The 574-nt window shown below is 62.9% G+C and carries 1 pseudogene; it reads right to left on the minus strand.

Annotation, left to right across the window (positions count from 1 at the left end):
• Nucleotides 1–549, minus strand: a pseudogene (gene ppk2, locus THIDRDRAFT_RS23420) (polyphosphate kinase 2); the annotation flags it as partial.
• Nucleotides 550–574: the final 25 nt, after the last annotated feature.

A 574-nucleotide genomic window follows, 5' to 3' on the forward strand; every position in this document is an offset into this window, starting at 1 on the left:
CGAAGGTCTCCTCCTTGGCCTTGGTGTAGGCCTCCCAGCGGACGCGTGACTGCAGATCCATGGGGCTCAGCTTCCATTGCTTGAGCGGATCGTGGATGCGCATCAGGAAGCGCAGCTGCTGCTCCTCGTCCGTGATCGAGAACCAGTATTTGATCAGCCGGATGCCAGAGCGTACCAGCATGCGCTCGAATTCTGGGACATCCTGGAAGAACTGTTCGACCTGATCCTCGGAGGCGAAGCCCATGACCCGCTCGACCCCGGAGCGGTTGTACCAGGAGCGGTCGAAGAGCACGATCTCTCCGCCCGAGGGCAGGTGAGGGACATAGCGCTGGAAGTACCATTGGGTGCGTTCGCGCTCGCTCGGCTTGGTGAGCGCGACTACCCGGCAGACGCGCGGGTTGAGCCGTTGGGTGATGCGCTTGATGACCCCGCCTTACCGGCGGCGTCGCGGCCCTCGAAGATGACGGCGATCTTCTCGCCCGTGTCGCTCCACCCAGTCCTGAAGCTTGATCAGCTCGGCCTGCAAGGCGAGCAGCTCGGTGAAATGATCCGCCGGTCGAGGGTTTCGGATGTC

The organism is Thiorhodococcus drewsii AZ1 (assembly GCF_000224065.1).
Classification (GTDB): domain Bacteria; phylum Pseudomonadota; class Gammaproteobacteria; order Chromatiales; family Chromatiaceae; genus Imhoffiella; species Imhoffiella drewsii.